Genomic DNA, 16,447 nt, shown 5'->3' with positions numbered 1-16,447 from the left:
GGGCAGGGCGAGCGGAAGCTCTTCAAGGCGATCCGCGAGATCAAGGAGGCCTATTCGCCGCCTGCGGTCTTCGTCTATTCGACCTGCGTAACAGCGCTGATCGGCGACGATATCGAGGCCGTCTGCAAGCGCGCAGCGGAAAAGTTCGGACTGCCGGTTGTGCCGGTCAACGCACCCGGCTTCGTCGGCTCGAAGAACCTCGGCAATAAGCTCGCAGGCGAAGCGCTGCTTGACCATGTCATCGGCACGGTCGAGCCGGACGATGCCGGCGCTTACGACATCAACATTCTCGGCGAGTTCAATCTGTCGGGCGAATTCTGGCTGGTGAAGCCGCTGCTGGACAGGCTCGGCATTCGGGTGCGCGCCTGCATCCCGGGCGATGCGCGCTATCTCGACGTCGCCTCCGCGCACCGCGCGCGGGCGACGATGATGGTGTGCTCGACCGCACTCATCAATCTCGCCCGCAAGATGGAGGAGCGTTGGGGCATCCCGTTCTTCGAGGGCTCTTTCTACGGCATCACCGACACGTCGGAAGCGTTGCGGCAGATCGCCGGGCTGCTGGTGAGGAGGGGTGCCGATCCGGAGCTGCTTGACCGGACGGAAGCGCTGATCGCGGAGGAGGAGGCGACCGCCTGGCGGAGGCTGGAGGCCTACCGGCCACCGCTCCAAGGCAAGCGCGTGCTGCTCAACACCGGGGGCGTGAAGTCCTGGTCGGTCGTCCACGCGCTGATGGAGATCGGCGTCGAAATCGTTGGCACGTCGGTGAAGAAATCGACGGTCGAGGACAAGGAGCGGATCAAGCAGATCCTCAAGGACGAGAACCACATGTTCGAGTCGATGGCGCCGCGCGACCTCTATGCCATGCTTGCCGAGCACAAGGCCGACATCATGCTATCGGGCGGACGCACGCAATTCATCGCGCTGAAAGCGAAGATGCCCTGGCTCGACATCAACCAGGAGCGACACCACCCCTATGCCGGCTATGACGGGATGGTGGAGTTGGTGCGCCAGATCGATCTCGCCATCCACAATCCGGTTTGGGCGCAGGTGCGCGAGCCGGCGCCGTGGGATGGATATCTTGCCTCGGAGGAGGAGGCGCCGGGCGAAGAAGGCGTGACCGCTACGGTCCACGCCTTCAGGAAATTCGCCGGCACGACGGCCGACGACTTCGGCGAGTGTTGAGAGCGACCATGGTCCGTATCCTTCCCCAGACCAAATCGGCCGCAGTCAACCCGCTGAAGTCGTCGCAGCCGCTGGGCGCGGCCTTCGCCTTCCTCGGCGTCGACGAGGCGATGCCGCTGTTCCATGGCAGCCAGGGCTGCACCAGCTTCGCGCTGGTGCTCTTCGTGCGGCACTTCAAGGAGACGATCCCGCTGCAGACCACCGCGATGGACGAGGTCGCGACGATCCTCGGCGGGGCGGACCATCTCGAAGAGGCGATCCTCAACCTCAAGACCCGCACAAAGCCGAGGCTGATCGGCGTCTGCACGACCGCGCTGGTCGAGACGCGCGGCGAGGATTTTGCTGGCGACGTCGCCACCATCCGAGCAAAGCGCGCGGAAGAGCTTGCGGGCACCGAAGTGGTGCTTACCAACACGCCGGATTTTGATGGCGCGATCGAGGAGGGCTGGGCCAAGGCCGTCACGGCGATGATCGAAGGGATCACGCGGCCGGGCGCGCAGGCGCGTAACGCGAAGAAGATCGCAATCCTGCCCGGCTGGAACCTGACCGTGGCCGACATCGAGCATCTGCGCGAGACGGTGGAGAGTTTCGGGCTCGAGCCGGTGATCCTGCCGGACGTCTCCGGCTCTCTGGATGGCACCGTTCCGGACCGCTGGATTCCGACCACCTACGGCGGGACGAACGTCGAGGACATCCGCGAGCTCGGTACGGCGGTGCAGTGTATCGCCATCGGCGAGCACATGCGCCGGCCGGCGGAGGCGCTGCGGAAGTTGACCGGCGTGCCCTACGTGCTGTTTCAGTCGCTGACGGGATTGAAGAGCGTTGACCGGTTCGTGTCGCTGCTCACGGCGATTTCGGGCATGCCGGCGCCGGCGAAAATCCACCGCCGCCGCGCGCAGCTGCAGGACGCCCTGCTCGACGGGCACTTCCATTTCGGCGGCAAGAGGATCGCGATCGCGGCCGAGCCGGACCAGCTCTACCAGCTTGCCACCTTCTTCATCGGCATGGGCGCGGAGATTATGGCGGCGGTAACGACGGTCGGAACCTCGAAAATACTGGCAAAAGTGCCGGCAGAAACGGTGCAGGTCGGCGACCTCGGCGACCTGGAACGCCTTGCCGGCGGCGCCGATCTCCTCGTCACGCATTCGCACGGCCGACAGGCGGCCGAGCGCCTCGGCACCCCTCTGATGCGCGTCGGCTTTCCGATCTTCGATCGGCTCGGCAGCCAGCACAAGCTCACCATCCTCTATCAGGGAACCCGCGACCTGATCTTCGAGGCCGCCAACATTTTTCAAGCCAACCAGCACGAGCCTACGCCCGAGGCACTCGATCGATTCCGCAACCGGGACATGCCAGATGACCGCCATTCGCCGCTTGTCACTCGTCACTGACGATCTTCACGCGCCCAAGACGGAACGGCAGGCCGGCGCCTTGCGCGTGGCGATCGCCACGCAGGACATGAAGGGCCTCAACGCCCATTTCGGATCGGCCAAGCGCTTCGCCGTCTATGATGTGACGCCCGAGGTTTGGACCTTCGTCGAGGCCGTGGCCTTCGGCGACGTCTCCGACGAGAGCGGCAAGCACCGGACCGAGGGCGACGACCGCATCACGCCGAAGGTGGAGGCGTTGAAGGGCTGCCAACTGCTGTTCTGCCTTGCCATCGGCGGGCCTTCGGCGGCCAAAGTCGTCTCGGCAAAGATCCATCCGATCAAGGTGCCGCAGCCACAGTCGATCGAGGATGTGCTGTCGCGCACGCAGACGATGCTGAGGACTGCGCCGCCGCCCTGGCTGCGCAAGGTGCTCGCCGAGGCAGGTGTCGTCGAGAAGAACCCGTCCTTCGACGACGACGAGGATTAGGAGACAAGACATGTCCGAAGTCGCCGTTACTCCTTCTGCTGTCAATGACGACGAAGCGGCGCTTGCTATGCCCTTCGTCAAATGCCTCGTGCGGCTGATCCGCGCCCAGGATTCCTATGGATCGTGGGAAGGTAAATTGGACGACGAACTGCTTTCCGACTTCATCGTCACGAAAGAGCAGCGCCGCGAGATTCCGATCATCGGCGATCCCGATCCTGACGTGCTGTGGCGGCTCGACATTTTCTATGCTGCCGTCGGCTTGGCGATCGAGGAGCGATCCGGCCTGATGGCCTCGCCCATGATGAAGTTGCATCACGAAGGCTTCGGGCGTGTCCTGCTTACGGCCGGCCGCCTGGTCGTGCTGTCGAAGAGCCTGCGCGACGTCCACCGCTTCGGCTTCGAGACGCTGCAGAAGCTCGCGGAAGCGGGGACGAAGTTCGTCGACGATGCGGTTTCCGCCATTAACGCCTATCCCGAAGTAGCACGGGCCTAGAGCAAGGGGACCACAGGATGCCGAATATCGAAGAACTCCAGAAGAAGGTCCGGAAGCTGCAGTCGCGCGCGGGCGATGCGAAGATGGAATTGCACGACCTGGCCGAGGACCTTCCGCTCAACTGGAGCGAAGTCAAGGCGGTCGCGGAAAAGACGTTCGACGTGTTCGCCGAACTGGACGCGGCAAGGAAGGAACTGGCCGCGTTGGAGAAAGCGGAATGACGAGCGCATTCGAGACCCGTGACGGCTCCAGCTGGATGCCGGAATACCTGACCGCGATCGACGGGGCGACCTGCATCGGCTGCGGCCGCTGCTTCAAGGTCTGCTCGCGAGAGGTGATGCACCTCTACGGTGTCGACGACGAGGGCGAGATCCTCGGCGCCTGCGACGGCGACGACGATTTTGACGGCGATCTCAACCGGATGATCATGGTCGTCGACCATGCCGGCCGCTGCATCGGCTGCGGTGCCTGCGCGCGCGTCTGTCCGAAGACCTGCCAGACCCATGTGGCGGCAGACAGGATCGCTGCATGAATTGAGGGAGAGCATCATGTTCGCCCATCACTACGTCTGCCTCAGCGCCGGCCAATGGCCGCCGATTGACGTGGAAACGGGGTTCGACCAGCATGTGCTCGCTTGCGTCCTCTCGCGCGCTCTGGAAGAGGTCGAGGCGGGTGAGGCGACCGCGACGGAGGCGACCGGCCTGTCGCGGGCCGAGCTGCGCGACGTGCTCACCCGTTGCTTTCCTGTCGCCCCGGCCAAGGCCTTCGCGATCGACGAACTGGCCGATCCCGAACCGGATATGGAAGAACAACTGCTGCGCGATCTGCTTCTTGCTTATGCCCGGCCGGGCAACAAAACCAGCGCCCGTCTAGCCAAGATCATCGCCCGGCGCGCCATGCGCAACGATCATCTCTGGCAGGACCTCGGCCTGTTTGATCGTGCGGAGCTCAGCCGCCTGCTAGCCACCCATTTTCCGCTGCTTGCGGCCGGCAATACCAAGAACATGAAATGGAAGAAGTACTTTTACCGCAAGCTCTGCGAGGCCGAGGGCTTTTCGCTGTGCACCACGCCCAGTTGCCGGGAATGCACCGATTTCGAAAGCTGCTTCGGCACCGAAGAAGGCGAAAGCCGCCTTGCACGGATCAGGAACGGCATGGAACTTCCGTAGGTAGAAATCGGAAAAGGGTTTTCGGTTTCGCTGTGGCGCTCAAGGGCAAATCGCTATTCCCTGAGCCGATGAATTGCACGATACGCTCGGTGATCAGGCCGAGCCGAAGGGGTACTACTGACAAAACGGAAGGAAAGTTGACGGTCTTTCTGACGGTCTCAAAAGTTTGAAAAATTATCCCTTTTTGAAATCAATGCTTTGCGTTGCTAGGAATGGAGTGGGAGTGAGGGGTCGTACCGTGGAGTAGTAGCGGATAGCAGAGGGCACCCGGGCGAATCCTAGGCCATCGATAGCAGTCGATCGATACTCGGCGCCCGCAGATCTGCCGCTCCGTCGGGCGTCCTCCCGCTCTTCGAACAGCGCCCATACGCCTTCGATTACTGCTCCTTCTTGAACAAATCCTGGAAGATGAGCCGGCCCCAAATGCGGTCGCGCGCGTGCACCAGCGCGCCACCCTCGTTGAGCTTTCCCAGCTTGACGGGTGCGAACCCGAGTTGTTTGGCCAAATCCGCCACGGGAGCGGTCGCGTCCTCGTCGTCGCTTGACAGAAAGACGACCCGGTGGCCGCCCTCGACGATCGGATCGGCGGCCAGGGTGGCCGCAACCAGGTGATTGAAGCCTTTCACGAGCTTGGCGCCGGTGAACGACTTCGCGACGAAGGCGGAGGACGGGAGGCCGTCCAGTTCCTCAAGGGGAACCAACGCGTTCATCGCGTCGATGACCGTCTTGCCTTTCCAGCTCGGCAGGGCCTTCGCAACCTCGCGATGCTCCCCGAACGGGACCGCCAGGATGATTGTGTCGGCCTCGAGTGCTTCCCGCAACGACTTGGCGACGACCGTGGGTCCAATCGCCCGAGCCTGCGGCGCCAGCGCCTCGGGCGGCCGGCGGCTAGCGACGGTCACGTCGATGTTTTTACGGGCGAAGGCGTGGGCGAGAGCCTGCCCTACCTTGCCGAATCCTACGATTGCGTAGCTCATAATACTTCTCCGATCCGTGTTGATGTTGATTCCCCCACCTTTCAGATGGCCGAGAAGCCGCCGTCGACTGACAGCTCCACCCCATTCACGAAGCTGGAATCGTCGGAAGCAAGAAACACCGCGGCCGCCGCAATTTCCTCAGGACGCCCCATCTTTCCCCGCGGAATCAGGGATTCGAACATCCGCTTCGCCTCCTCGGTGAGAACTTGGTCCTGCATCGGCGTGGCGATCGGCCCCGGGTGCAGCACGTTCACCCGGATGTTCCTGCCCTTCAGCTCGTTTAGCCACCCGCGTGCGAATGCGTGCAACGCCGCCTTGCTCGCCGCATACACGCTGTAACCAGGAAAACCCTTCACCGAAGCAACTGATCCGGTCATGAAGATCGATCCGCCATCGTTGAACAGCGGCAACGCCTTTTGCACCGTGAACAGCGTACCGCGCGTATTCAGGCCGAAGGTCGCATCGAAATACTGCTCGGTAATCTCGCCCAGCGGGACGGCTTCGCCCGTGCCGGCGCTGGCGTACAGCACGTCGATCTTGCCCTTTTCCCGCTTGACTGTGTCGAACAGGCGGTCGAGGTCGTCGAGATTGGACGCGTCGCTGCGCACGCCGGTCACGTTCCGGCCGATCAGCCTGACGGCCTCGTCCAGCGCCTCCTGTCTCCGGCCCGTGATGAAAACATAGGCGCCTTCTTCAACGAACCGCTTGGCGCTCGCCAGCGCCATACCGCTCGATCCACCCGTGATGACAGCAACCTTACCCTCAAGCTTTCCCATGACTTCTCCTTTCGTGGCGTCGGGACAGTATCTGCCTCCGAGAACCTCGAAATGGGTCCGCCGGCATCAGTTGTTGAGTGCGGAAGCGCGCACATCGGTGGTGCGGAATCGATCCAGCTGGACGACTGACGCCAGCCGCGACGATCGGTGTCCGCCGTTCGGAATTGGGCCGCGCCCGTCGACATAGGCTATGATAATAGCCCGTACTGCTGTTCGATGTATTAAATACGGGCTTTGGAAGACGCACCCCGCGGTGCGGGATTGCACCATGATCGACTGGGACGACGTTCGCTACTTTCTTGCCGTCGCGCGCGCAGGCTCGGTGCGGGCTGCCGCCGAGCGCCTCGGGGTGAACCACTCGACCGTGCTGCGACGCATCGCCCAACTGGAGGAACGGCTCGGGGCGCACATGTTCGAGAAGCTGCCTTCGGGCTACCGCCTCACGGCTGCGGGGGAGGAGGTCCTCGAGCTCGCCGACCAGATGGAAGCGTCGTCGCACCAACTGGAGACGCGCGTCTTTGGCCGCGACCAGAGCGTGCGCGGGCGTCTGCGGGTGACACTGGCACCGCCGCTGGCGACCCACCTGCTCATGCCGGACTTCTCCGATTTCGCGCGTCTTTATCCGGACATCGAGATGGAAATCTTGTCGTCCGGCGAGCTGGCAAATCTGACCAACCGAGAGGCCGACGTCGCGATTCGCGTCGTCTACGACCGCAAAAACCTGCCGCTCAATCTTCACGGTCTGAAGGGACCGGATGTATTCGGCGGTATCTACATGTCCCGCGATCGACTGGCCGCGTGGCGTGCGGGCGCGCCTGATCCCATCCGCTGGATCGTCATAAGCATTCATGGAATCCCGGACTGGGCCCACGAAGGTGAGGTTCGCACCGTCGAGGTTCCGTTCAGGGTCACGGATGCCGAGGCGCAGATGGTCGCGGTGCGGCAGGGGCTCGGGATGACGACGCTGCCGTGCTTCGTGGGAGATGCCGACCCCCTGCTGGCGAGGGTGCCGGGTACCAACCTGCACATGTACGGAACGCTCTGGCTTCTCACACAGGGGGAGGCACGCAAGACGAAGCGCGTGCGGCTCTTCACGGAGTTCGTATCCCGCAGGCTTGCCGCGTACGCTTCGCTTCTCGCCGGGCTGTCCCTATCGCGCGACTGACGCGCGGTGGGTCGCCGGCGACGCTTGCCGTAATCCGGTCGGAAGCCGAGCTGCGACGGCTCCAAGTGACATCGCGGTTAACCCCTTGCGCTGCTGACAGTAGCTTCGGCTATGTCGGCGGCGCCTTCGCGGCCCATCGGGCTATCGCAAACCCACCCTAAATCACTGATTTGAAAAGCAGAAATTTTCAACATCTATCGCGGACCATTGCGTGCAGAAGGACCGCTCTGGCGGTCTTTTGACGGTATCCGCTTCTTGTCCGCGCGCCAAAATCGCAATGCCGTCAGCCCAATTCAATTCCGCACAGGTTGAATGTGGCGCGGGAGGGCCGGGCATCGCCTTCTGCCCGCAGTTCGTGATCGGTGCGGATATGGCGGCGCAAGGCCTGTCCGGGTGCTGCCCGTCCATGCAGCGAGACATCGGCGCTGACAGCTTTCCTTGCAATTTGTAAGTCGGCCTGCCAGCAGCATGCGGCGGCCCATGCCGATGACAGTCGGTCGTGCAGCCGCACACAGTTGTATTCATTAAACTTTTCTGCTTTGGCATCGGACTTGCATCAGTCCTTTCACGCCGGCAGCGCTGGAGAATGCCGCTGCCCGTGGAGGAGAGCCCGATGCAAGAGACCTTCTATGAAGTCATGCGACGGCAGGGGATCACCCGCCGGAGCTTCCTGAAATTCTGCAGCCTGACGGCGGCGTCGCTTGGCCTTGGTCCCGCCTTCGCGCCGAAGATCGCCTATGCGATGGAATCGAAGCCGCGCATTCCGGTGCTCTGGCTGCACGGGCTCGAATGCACCTGCTGCTCGGAGAGCTTCATCCGCTCGGCTCATCCGCTCGCCAAGGATGTCGTGCTTTCGATGCTGTCGCTCGACTACGACGACACGATCATGGCGGCCGCCGGCCACCAGGCCGAGGCGATCGTCACCGAGACCGTCGAACAATACAAGGGCAACTACATCCTCGCCGTCGAAGGCAATCCGCCCCTCAACGAGGACGGCATGTTCTGCATCATCGGCGGCAAGCCCTTCGTCGACCAGCTCAAATACGCCGCCCAGAACGCCAAGGCGATCATATCCTGGGGGTCCTGCGCCTCATGGGGCTGCGTGCAGGCGGCGCGGCCGAATCCGACGCGCGCGACGCCCGTCCACAAGGTTCCCGGTCTGCCCGACAAGCCGATCATCAAGGTGCCAGGCTGTCCGCCCATCGCCGAGGTTATGACGGCCGTCATCACCTATATCCTGACCTTCGAGCGCTTCCCCGAGCTCGACCGGCAGGGCCGTCCGAAGATGTTCTACAGCCAGCGCATCCACGACAAATGCTACCGGCGGCCGCATTTCGACGCCGGCCAGTTCGTGGAAGCCTTCGACGACGAGGGCGCGCGCAAGGGCTACTGCCTCTACAAGATGGGCTGCAAGGGCCCGACCACCTACAACGCCTGCTCCACCGTGCGTTGGAACGGCGGCCTCTCCTTCCCGATCCAGGCCGGCCACCCCTGCATCGGCTGTTCGGAAGACGGCTTCTGGGACAAGGGCGATTTCTACAGTCGCCTCAGCAACATCAACGGCTTCGGCGTCGAGGCAAACGCCGACAGGATCGGGGCGACGGCCGCGACGGTGGTCGGCGCTGCGGCGGCCGCGCATGCGGCGGCGAGCGTGGTCAAGCGGATGCGCGAAAAGGGAGGGCAAAGCTGATGGGCATCCAGACACCGAACGGGTTCAGTCTCGACACTTCGGGACAGCGCGTCGTCGTCGATCCGGTGACCCGCATCGAAGGCCATATGCGCTGCGAGGTCAACGTCGACCAGAACAACGTCATCCGCAACGCGGTTTCGACCGGAACCATGTGGCGCGGGCTCGAAGTCATTCTCAAGGGACGGGACCCGCGCGACGCCTGGGCCTTTACCCAGCGCATCTGCGGCGTATGCACCGGAACGCATGCGCTCACCTCGGTGCGCGCGGTCGAGGATGCGCTCGGCATCACGATCCCCGAGAACGCGAACTCGATCCGCAACATCATGCAGCTTTCGCTGCAGGTGCATGATCACCTCGTGCATTTCTATCACCTGCACGCGCTCGACTGGGTGAACCCCGTCAACGCGCTCAAGGCCGATCCCAAGGCGACGTCGGAACTGCAGCAGACGGTTTCGCCGAGCCATCCGATGTCGTCGCCCGGCTATTTCCGCGACGTCCAGAACCGGTTGAAGAAATTCGTCGAGAGCGGTCAGCTCGGCCCGTTCAAGAACGGCTACTGGACCAACCCGGCCTACCTGCTGCCGCCCGAGGCCGACCTGATGGCGGTCACGCACTATCTCGAAGCGCTCGACTTCCAGAAGGAGATCATGACGACACGAACGATCTTCGGCGGCAAGGACATCCATCCGAACTGGCTGGTCGGCGGCGTGCCATGCGCGATCAACATCGATGGGGAACTCGCCGCCGGCGCGCCGATCAACATGGAGCGGCTGAACTATGTCCGCAGCGTCATCGACCGCTCGATCGAGTTCGTCGAAAATGTCTACATCCCCGACATCATCGCCATCGGCGGGTTCTACAAGGGCTGGCTCTACGGCGGAGGACTGTCGGGCAAGAGCGTGCTTGCCTATGGCGACATTCCCGACAAGGCGAACGACTATTCGGCCGGCAATCTCCTGATGCCGCAGGGCGCGATCATCAACGGCAATCTCAAGGAAGTGCTGCCGGTCGACGTGCGCGATCCCGAGCAAGTCCAGGAATTCGTGCCGCATTCCTGGTACAAATATCCGGACGAGGCCAAGGGCCTTCACCCCTGGGACGGCGTCACCGAGGCGCATTACGAGCTCGGGCCGAACGCCAAGGGCACGCGCACCAACATCGTCGAGATCGACGAGAGCGCGAAATATTCCTGGATCAAGGCGCCGCGCTGGCGAGGCAATGCCATGGAGGTCGGGCCGCTCGCCCGCTACGTCGTCGGCTATGCGCAGGGCCGCGAGGACATCAAGGAGCAGGTCGATTCGACGCTGCGGGCGCTCAATGTCCCCCTCGAGGCGCTGTTCTCGACGCTCGGCCGCACCGCGGCGCGCGCGCTCGAAGCGCAATGGGCCGCGCACAAGCAGGCCTATTTTCTCGACAAGCTGGTCGCCAACATCAAGGCGGGCGACAGCGCGACGGCGACCACCGACAAATGGGACCCGAAGACCTGGCCCTCGGAGGTCAAGGGCGTCGGCTTCACCGAGGCGCCGCGCGGGGCGCTCGGCCATTGGGTGCGCATCAAGGACGGCCGCATCGAGAATTACCAATGCGTCGTGCCGACCACCTGGAATGGCTCGCCGCGCGATCATCAAGGCAACATAGGCGCGTTCGAGGCTTCGCTCATGGATACGAAAGTGGAGCGGCCGGAGGAGCCGGTCGAGATCCTCAGAACGATCCACAGCTTCGACCCCTGCCTGGCCTGCTCGACCCATGTCATGGGTCCGGACGGCCAGGAACTGGCTGACGTCAAGGTGCGCTAGGGAGGAATTGAGATGAGACGCACGGTTCTGAAACTTGCTTTCGCTGCGGGCTCGCTCGCGGCTCTCGCCGGTCCGGCGCTCGCCCATGTCGGCGCCGGCCATGCCGACGGCTTCGCCGCCGGCATGGCGCATTCTTTCCTTGGCCTCGACCACCTGATGGCCATGGCCGCGGTCGGCGTCTGGTCGGCGACGGCCGCGCCGTCCCGGCCATGGGCGGCGCCCGCGGCTTTCGTCGGCATGATGATCGCCGGCGCGGCGCTCTCTTTCGCCGGCATAGGACTGCCGGCGGTGGAAGGCATGGTCGCGCTCTCGGTGCTCGCGCTTGGGCTGATGATCGTGGCCGGCGCAGGGCTGCCCGCCATCGCTGGCGTCGGGCTCACCGGTCTCTTCGCTCTCTTCCACGGTCATGCCCATGCCGACGAGGCAACCGGCGCGGCCCTGGCCTATGTTGCCGGTTTCTCGCTTTCCACCGCGGCGCTGCACGGGCTCGGCGTCGGCATCGGGCTGAAGCTCGCCCGATCGACCATGGCGCGCGCAGGCCTCGGCATCCTTGTCGCCGGCTCCGGCGCGGCGCTGGTCTTCGGCGGGTAGGAGGCAGCCATGAGCGCCAGCCACACGCCGCGCAGCGAAGAAGCCGTCTATGTCTATGAGGCGCCGCTGCGCCTATGGCACTGGGTCAACGCCTTCGCGATCTTCACCCTGGCCGGGACCGGCTATCTGATCGGGTCTCCGCCGCCTGCGGTCGGCGGAGAGGCGAGCGCCAGCTTTCTCTTCGGCTGGATCCGCTATCTGCACTTCTCCGCCGGATACATTCTGGTGATCGGCTTCGCCTTCCGCGTCTATTGGGCGTTCGTCGGCAGCGAGCATGCCCGCCAGATCTTCCTGCCGCCGGTCCTGAGCGGCCGGTTCTGGCGCGAACTCTGGCACGAGGTGCTCTGGTACGCGATGCTCGTCAAGGAGCCGATGAAATATTCCGGGCACAATCCGCTTGCCACGCTGGCCATGCACATTCTGTTCGTCTGGTTCGCGATCTTCATGATCGTGACCGGGCTGGCGCTCTACGGCGAAGGCGAGGGCATGGGCTCCTGGCAGTACAGCCTGTTCACGAGCTGGGTCATTCCGCTCTTTGGCCAGAGCCAGGACGTCCATACCTGGCATCATCTCGGTATGTGGGTGATCATCTGCTTCGTCATCGTCCATGTCTACGCCGCGGTGCGCGAGGACATCATGTCGAGGCAATCGATCATCTCCTCCATGTTCTCGGGCTGGCGGACCTTCCGAGGCAACGGGATGCCCAAGGACTCCCACTGACGCTCATGACCGCGAGCACTTGGCCGGTGCGGCGTGCAGCCGCACCGGCCTCTTCTTTCTTGCCGGCTGAAAGGCGGCTTTCCAGTGGTGAAATGCTCGCTTCCCGCCGGCACCGGGCTTGTCGGTCTAGTGGAAGACATCTTTCCATTTTGATGACAAAACCGGCTGAAGACCTTTCAGCGTCATTCCGCAGCCGACCCTCACATCCTTGCTTTTGCTGGGTTCGGCCGTGACCCGCGAACTTGGCCCGCTTCTTGCTGTTCCCAGGGGGAAGACAGGAGGCGGGAGGAAAACGCCTGTGGAGGATGCACCCTCGGTGCTGGTGCTCGGCATCGGCAATCTGTTGTGGGCGGACGAAGGCTTCGGTGTCCGCGCCGTGGAGGAATTCAACCGTCTCTACGAGACGCCCGACAATGTGCGCGTGATGGACGGCGGCACGCAGGGCATCTATCTCGTCCAGCACATCCGCGAGACCGACATTCTGGTCGTCTTCGACGCGGTCGACTACGGCCTGCCCCCCGCCACCATCAAGGTTGTCGAGGACGACGAGGTTCCCGCCTTCCTCGGTGTGAAGAAGGTTTCGCTGCATCAGACCGGCTTCCAGGAGGTGCTGGCGATGGCGGCGATGATGGGTGACTATCCTCGTCGTCTGCTCCTGGTCGGCGTCCAGCCGGAGGAGTTGGACGACTATGGCGGCAGCCTGCGCCCCGTCGTAAGGGACCGCATCGTTCCGGCGATCGGCATCGCCGTCGACTGGCTTGCCCGCCAGGGAGTGATGGCGGGGAGGCGCGCCGAGCCGCTTGCGGAAGACGAGACGCTGGCGTCGCGCGAGATGCGGATCGGCCTCTACGAGAGCGGTCGGCCGCGGTCCGACGAAGCCTGCCGCATCGGCGACGCGCGCATCCTGCAAGGCGGCGGTTTTCGAGCGCCGGAAAATTACGAGAGCGAGATCGATCGGCTTCTCCGCTCGCGGGGAGGGCAGGGCTGATGTGCATCGGCGTGCCCCTCGAGGTGGTCGAATCGCATAGCGGCATTGCGCTCTGCCGGGGACGGGCCGGACTGCGTCGGATCGACATGACGCTTACCGGCGACCAGCCCGCCGGCACCTGGATCGTCGCTTTCCTCAACGCGGCGCGCGAGGTGGTCACGCCCGAAGCGGCGCGCCGGATCGCCGACGCGCTCGAAGCCGCCGAGCGGGCGCTCGCCGGCGACACCGATCTCGACCATCTCTTCGCCGACCTCGTCGGCCGCGAGCCGCAATTGCCGGAGCATCTGCGCGCGGCCTCTTCAGCACAAAGCACGGAGGACGCTTGAGCCTATGTTTTCGCCGCTTCTCAGCACGATGATCGAGCGCCACGGCATGGCCGTCGTTGACCTGACGACGGTGGATGCGTTCGCCGAGGATCACGACTTCACGGTGCTTTTCTTCCCTGGCGACTGGCAGCGGCTCGTCGAGAGCAACGACGTGGCGGTGATCCTGCCGGAACTGGTCGCAGCCTTCCAGGGCGTGTTCGAGGCGGCGGTGGTCGCCAGGGAGAGCGAGCGGAAGCTGCAGGGCCGCTACCGGTTCAACGCGTTCCCCGCCCTCGTTTTCCTGAGAAACGGCGGATATCTCGGCGTCATCAAGCGCGTTCTCGATTGGGAGGACTATCTCGGCGAGATTTCTTCGATCCTGGCGCGCGAACCTTCCGCGCCGCCGCCCTTCGAACTGCCGGAGGGCTGCGCGACCAGCGATCGTCACGATCACGACCACTTCCACTGAGCGGGGCAAGCCGGGAGGGCTAGAACATGGCGATCGATTCCTTTGGCAGCGTAGGGCCGGGCTCGCAGCCGGCCGAAGCGGACGGCGGCGAGCTGCAGTATATGGAGATGCCCAAGGGCATGCTCACCTTTGCCCGGCCGATCCTGCCGGAAAGGGAGGACGTCGCCGGGCTGCAAGCGGCGCTCGCCGTCCTTTCGGCGGTGGCCGACAGCCTCGCCGCTTTTTCGCCCGGGCGCCCGAACGCGGTCCATGATCTCGCCGGCCTCGACAACGCCAGCCTGGCGCTGGTCGATCAGGTGCTCGGCGAAGGCGAGGTGTCGGTCATCTGCGGCGGCGACGTCCAGGCGCAGGAATCGGTGCTTGCCGGCGTCTGGCGCGTCCGCCGGACGGGCCCAGAGGGCCGGCTCGCGAGCGATACGATCGAGGTAGGGGCCTTCCCGTCCGCCGTGATGGCACAAGCCTTCGCCGGGAGCCGTGAGGCGCTCGCCGCCCCGGCGGTCTACCCGGCGGGCGTCTTCAACGCGCCGCCGCTGATCGCCGAGATCAACGAGCACATCCGCCGCACGGGGCCGGGCGTCGAGCCGCATGCGATCAATCTGTCGCTCCTGCCGCACACGGAAGAGGATCTGGTCTTCCTCGACCGACTGCTCGGGCAGGGATCCGTCGCGATCCTCTCGCGCGGCTATGGCAACTGCCGCGTGACGACGACAGCGACGCGGGATGTCTGGTGGGTGCGCTTCTACAATTCGACCGAGGCATTGATCCTCAATACGATCGAGGTGACTGCCCTGCCGCAGGTCGCCAGCGCGGCGCCGGAAGACATTGCCGACAGCCATGGCCGGCTGCTCGAGATCCTTGAGGTCTATCGATGACGGCGTCCTTCTTCGACGGCTCCTATGGTGGGGACAACGCCAAGATCGGCCCGGCGACGCGGCTCGAATGCAAGATCTGCTGGCATGTCTACGACCCGGCGGAGGGCGACGACTACTGGCAAGTACCGCCCGGAACCTCTTTCGCCGAGCTGCCGCCGCACTGGAGTTGCCCCAATTGCGATGGCTCCCGGAAAGATTTCATGGTGATAAAGGACGATTGACGTGGATCAATCGCTTGCCGTCGTCCGCTGCCTAGAGTCCGTCTTTCAACGGGTGGAGCGGACATCCATGGAGGGCATCCCTATCCTCAATCCCGCGTTGTCCGTCCGGGCGCTGGGCGTGCGGATGTGGCAGGGCGAGTGGCTTGCGGTCCTGATCACGCCCTGGTTCATGAATCTCGTCCTGTTGCCTGCCGCGGGCGTCGAGGCGCGTACGCGCCTGCGACCCGGCGCGAAGGAGCAGGTCGCATTCCCGGCAGGCAGGTTCGAATTCATCCATGCCCATGAGGAAGAGCTCGGCGCCTACCTCGCCTGTTCGCTGTTCTCGCCGGTCTTCGAATTCGCCGATCAGGAAAGCGCGGAAGAGACCGCGCGGCAGGTGCTTGCCGAGCTTTTCAGGGGCGAAGCGGAAGACGATGAAGACGTCGACATGGTCCGCCTCTGGGAGGGCCGCTTGCCGGACCCCGATGCCGCGCCGGATGAAGACGCCGCCCCGGTCACGGCAAAGCCTCTACCGTTGACCCGCCGCGCCCTGTTCGGGCTTCACGACGAGGACGCCCAGCAATGAGCCTCGACGGGCGGGTCGCGATCGACCTCTTCTGCGACGGCGGCGCGGTTCTCCAGGCGCGCGTCCAGCCGGCGCGCGCCGTCGCCCTCGGCCCTATCGTGAAGGGGAGATCGGCCACGGAAGCCATAAGGGTGATCGCATCGCTTTTCAGCGTTTGCGGCATGGCGCAAGCGGCGGCCGGCGTGGAAGCCGCGGAAGCGGCGATGGGCATCGAGACCGAGCCGCGCACGCAGACGGCGCGACGGCTCGTCGTGTTTGCCGAAACGCTGCGCGAGCATCTCGTCAGGATCAGCCTCGACGTTCAGCACCTCACGGATGCCACGCCTGAGGTGGCGCTTCTGCGCCGCGCCATGACGCTGCCTGTGCGGCTGAGAAAAGCGCTGTTTCCCGATGGCGACCCCTTCGCACCCGGTGCGCGGGCCGGAATGCCGGGTACCGATGCCGATCGCATCGCCGCGGAAGCCGCCGAATTGACGTGCGCCATGGTCCATGCGGAAGAGCGCCTTTCCGAAATGGACCCGGCCGCTTTCGCCGCCTGGGCCTCGGAAGGGAGCACCGCCGCCGCGCGGCTTGCCTACCCGATCTTGGCAAGGGACTGGGCCATGATAGGC

General features: G+C 64.4%; 21 protein-coding genes. 19 read left to right on the top strand and 2 right to left on the bottom strand.

The window, feature by feature from the left end; genetic code table 11:
- The 7 genes from nifE to EOA38_RS10210 all read left to right on the top strand — a co-directional run.
- Positions 1-1,182, top strand: a 1,182-nt coding sequence (nifE, locus tag EOA38_RS10240) for a nitrogenase iron-molybdenum cofactor biosynthesis protein NifE (RefSeq protein ID WP_127299114.1), incomplete at its 5' end; no start/stop codon positions are given.
- An 8-nt stretch (positions 1,183-1,190) separates the two neighbouring features.
- A complete protein-coding gene (gene nifN / locus EOA38_RS10235) occupies positions 1,191-2,573 on the top strand; it encodes a nitrogenase iron-molybdenum cofactor biosynthesis protein NifN (protein WP_127299113.1) in 1,383 nt (460 codons plus the stop codon).
- The gene (nifX, locus tag EOA38_RS10230) at positions 2,539-3,039 is read left to right on the top strand and encodes a nitrogen fixation protein NifX (protein WP_127299112.1); all 501 of its coding nucleotides are present in this window, start codon (positions 2,539-2,541) and stop codon (positions 3,037-3,039) included. The genes nifN and nifX overlap by 35 nt, the downstream gene beginning before the upstream one ends.
- A 10-nt stretch (positions 3,040-3,049) precedes the next feature.
- Positions 3,050-3,532, top strand: a complete 483-nt coding sequence (locus EOA38_RS10225; protein ID WP_127299111.1) for a NifX-associated nitrogen fixation protein — start codon at positions 3,050-3,052, stop codon at positions 3,530-3,532.
- A 17-nt stretch (positions 3,533-3,549) separates the two neighbouring features.
- Positions 3,550-3,753, top strand: coding sequence for a CCE_0567 family metalloprotein (locus tag EOA38_RS10220; protein ID WP_127299110.1), 204 nt, complete (start codon positions 3,550-3,552; stop codon positions 3,751-3,753).
- Complete coding sequence (fdxB, locus tag EOA38_RS10215; RefSeq protein WP_126095598.1) at positions 3,750-4,064, top strand: ferredoxin III, nif-specific; 315 nt, start codon at positions 3,750-3,752, stop codon at positions 4,062-4,064. The genes EOA38_RS10220 and fdxB overlap by 4 nt, the downstream gene beginning before the upstream one ends.
- A gap of 16 nt (positions 4,065-4,080) precedes the next feature.
- Positions 4,081-4,701 carry a nitrogen fixation protein NifQ gene (locus EOA38_RS10210; protein ID WP_127299109.1) on the top strand — a complete coding sequence of 207 codons (621 nt, stop codon included), beginning with the start codon at positions 4,081-4,083 and terminating at the stop codon, positions 4,699-4,701.
- A gap of 377 nt (positions 4,702-5,078) precedes the next feature.
- Here the strand turns inward: EOA38_RS10210 and EOA38_RS10205 are convergent, their stop codons facing one another.
- A complete protein-coding gene (locus tag EOA38_RS10205) occupies positions 5,079-5,678 on the bottom strand; it encodes an NADPH-dependent F420 reductase (RefSeq protein WP_127299108.1) in 600 nt (199 codons plus the stop codon).
- A 41-nt stretch (positions 5,679-5,719) separates the two neighbouring features.
- Positions 5,720-6,454 (bottom strand): SDR family oxidoreductase, encoded by a 735-nt coding sequence (locus tag EOA38_RS10200; protein ID WP_127299107.1) that lies wholly within the window; start codon positions 6,452-6,454, stop codon positions 5,720-5,722.
- A gap of 268 nt (positions 6,455-6,722) precedes the next feature.
- On the opposite strand from EOA38_RS10200, the gene EOA38_RS10195 reads away from it, so the two are divergent.
- The 12 genes from EOA38_RS10195 to EOA38_RS10140 form a co-directional block, all read left to right on the top strand.
- The gene (locus EOA38_RS10195) at positions 6,723-7,619 is read left to right on the top strand and encodes a LysR family transcriptional regulator (RefSeq protein ID WP_126095594.1); all 897 of its coding nucleotides are present in this window, start codon (positions 6,723-6,725) and stop codon (positions 7,617-7,619) included.
- Positions 7,620-8,232: 613 nt separating this feature from the next.
- Positions 8,233-9,309: a hydrogenase small subunit gene (locus EOA38_RS10190; RefSeq protein ID WP_127299106.1), complete on the top strand. Its 1,077-nt coding sequence runs from the start codon at positions 8,233-8,235 to the stop codon at positions 9,307-9,309.
- Positions 9,309-11,105: a nickel-dependent hydrogenase large subunit gene (locus EOA38_RS10185; RefSeq protein WP_126095592.1), complete on the top strand. Its 1,797-nt coding sequence runs from the start codon at positions 9,309-9,311 to the stop codon at positions 11,103-11,105. The genes EOA38_RS10190 and EOA38_RS10185 overlap by 1 nt, the downstream gene beginning before the upstream one ends.
- 12 nt (positions 11,106-11,117) lie before the next feature.
- Positions 11,118-11,696, top strand: a complete 579-nt coding sequence (locus tag EOA38_RS10180) for a HupE/UreJ family protein (RefSeq protein ID WP_126095591.1) — start codon at positions 11,118-11,120, stop codon at positions 11,694-11,696.
- Between the two features lie 9 nt (positions 11,697-11,705).
- Positions 11,706-12,416 (top strand): Ni/Fe-hydrogenase, b-type cytochrome subunit, encoded by a 711-nt coding sequence (gene cybH / locus EOA38_RS10175; protein WP_127299105.1) that lies wholly within the window; start codon positions 11,706-11,708, stop codon positions 12,414-12,416.
- A gap of 298 nt (positions 12,417-12,714) precedes the next feature.
- Complete coding sequence (locus EOA38_RS10170; RefSeq protein WP_127299104.1) at positions 12,715-13,404, top strand: HyaD/HybD family hydrogenase maturation endopeptidase; 690 nt, start codon at positions 12,715-12,717, stop codon at positions 13,402-13,404.
- Positions 13,404-13,730 (top strand): HypC/HybG/HupF family hydrogenase formation chaperone, encoded by a 327-nt coding sequence (locus tag EOA38_RS10165; protein ID WP_126095588.1) that lies wholly within the window; start codon positions 13,404-13,406, stop codon positions 13,728-13,730. The genes EOA38_RS10170 and EOA38_RS10165 overlap by 1 nt, the downstream gene beginning before the upstream one ends.
- 4 nt (positions 13,731-13,734) lie before the next feature.
- The gene (locus EOA38_RS10160) at positions 13,735-14,178 is read left to right on the top strand and encodes a hydrogenase-1 expression HyaE (RefSeq protein ID WP_126095587.1); all 444 of its coding nucleotides are present in this window, start codon (positions 13,735-13,737) and stop codon (positions 14,176-14,178) included.
- Positions 14,179-14,204: 26 nt separating this feature from the next.
- Positions 14,205-15,050 (top strand): hydrogenase expression/formation protein, encoded by an 846-nt coding sequence (locus tag EOA38_RS10155; protein ID WP_126095586.1) that lies wholly within the window; start codon positions 14,205-14,207, stop codon positions 15,048-15,050.
- Complete coding sequence (locus tag EOA38_RS10150) at positions 15,047-15,271, top strand: rubredoxin (protein WP_126095585.1); 225 nt, start codon at positions 15,047-15,049, stop codon at positions 15,269-15,271. Before EOA38_RS10155 ends, EOA38_RS10150 begins: the two co-directional genes overlap by 4 nt.
- 1 nt (position 15,272) lies before the next feature.
- The gene (gene hybE / locus EOA38_RS10145) at positions 15,273-15,836 is read left to right on the top strand and encodes a [NiFe]-hydrogenase assembly chaperone HybE (protein WP_127299103.1); all 564 of its coding nucleotides are present in this window, start codon (positions 15,273-15,275) and stop codon (positions 15,834-15,836) included.
- Positions 15,833-16,447, top strand: a 615-nt coding sequence (locus EOA38_RS10140) for a nickel-dependent hydrogenase large subunit (protein WP_189434578.1), incomplete at its 3' end; no start/stop codon positions are given. The genes hybE and EOA38_RS10140, both read left to right, overlap by 4 nt.

It is taken from the genome of Mesorhizobium sp. M1E.F.Ca.ET.041.01.1.1 (genome assembly GCF_003997355.1).
Lineage (GTDB): Bacteria > Pseudomonadota > Alphaproteobacteria > Rhizobiales > Rhizobiaceae > Mesorhizobium.
Note: the sequence above shows the minus strand (reverse complement) of the source record. Positions and strands in the feature narration are given on the sequence as shown.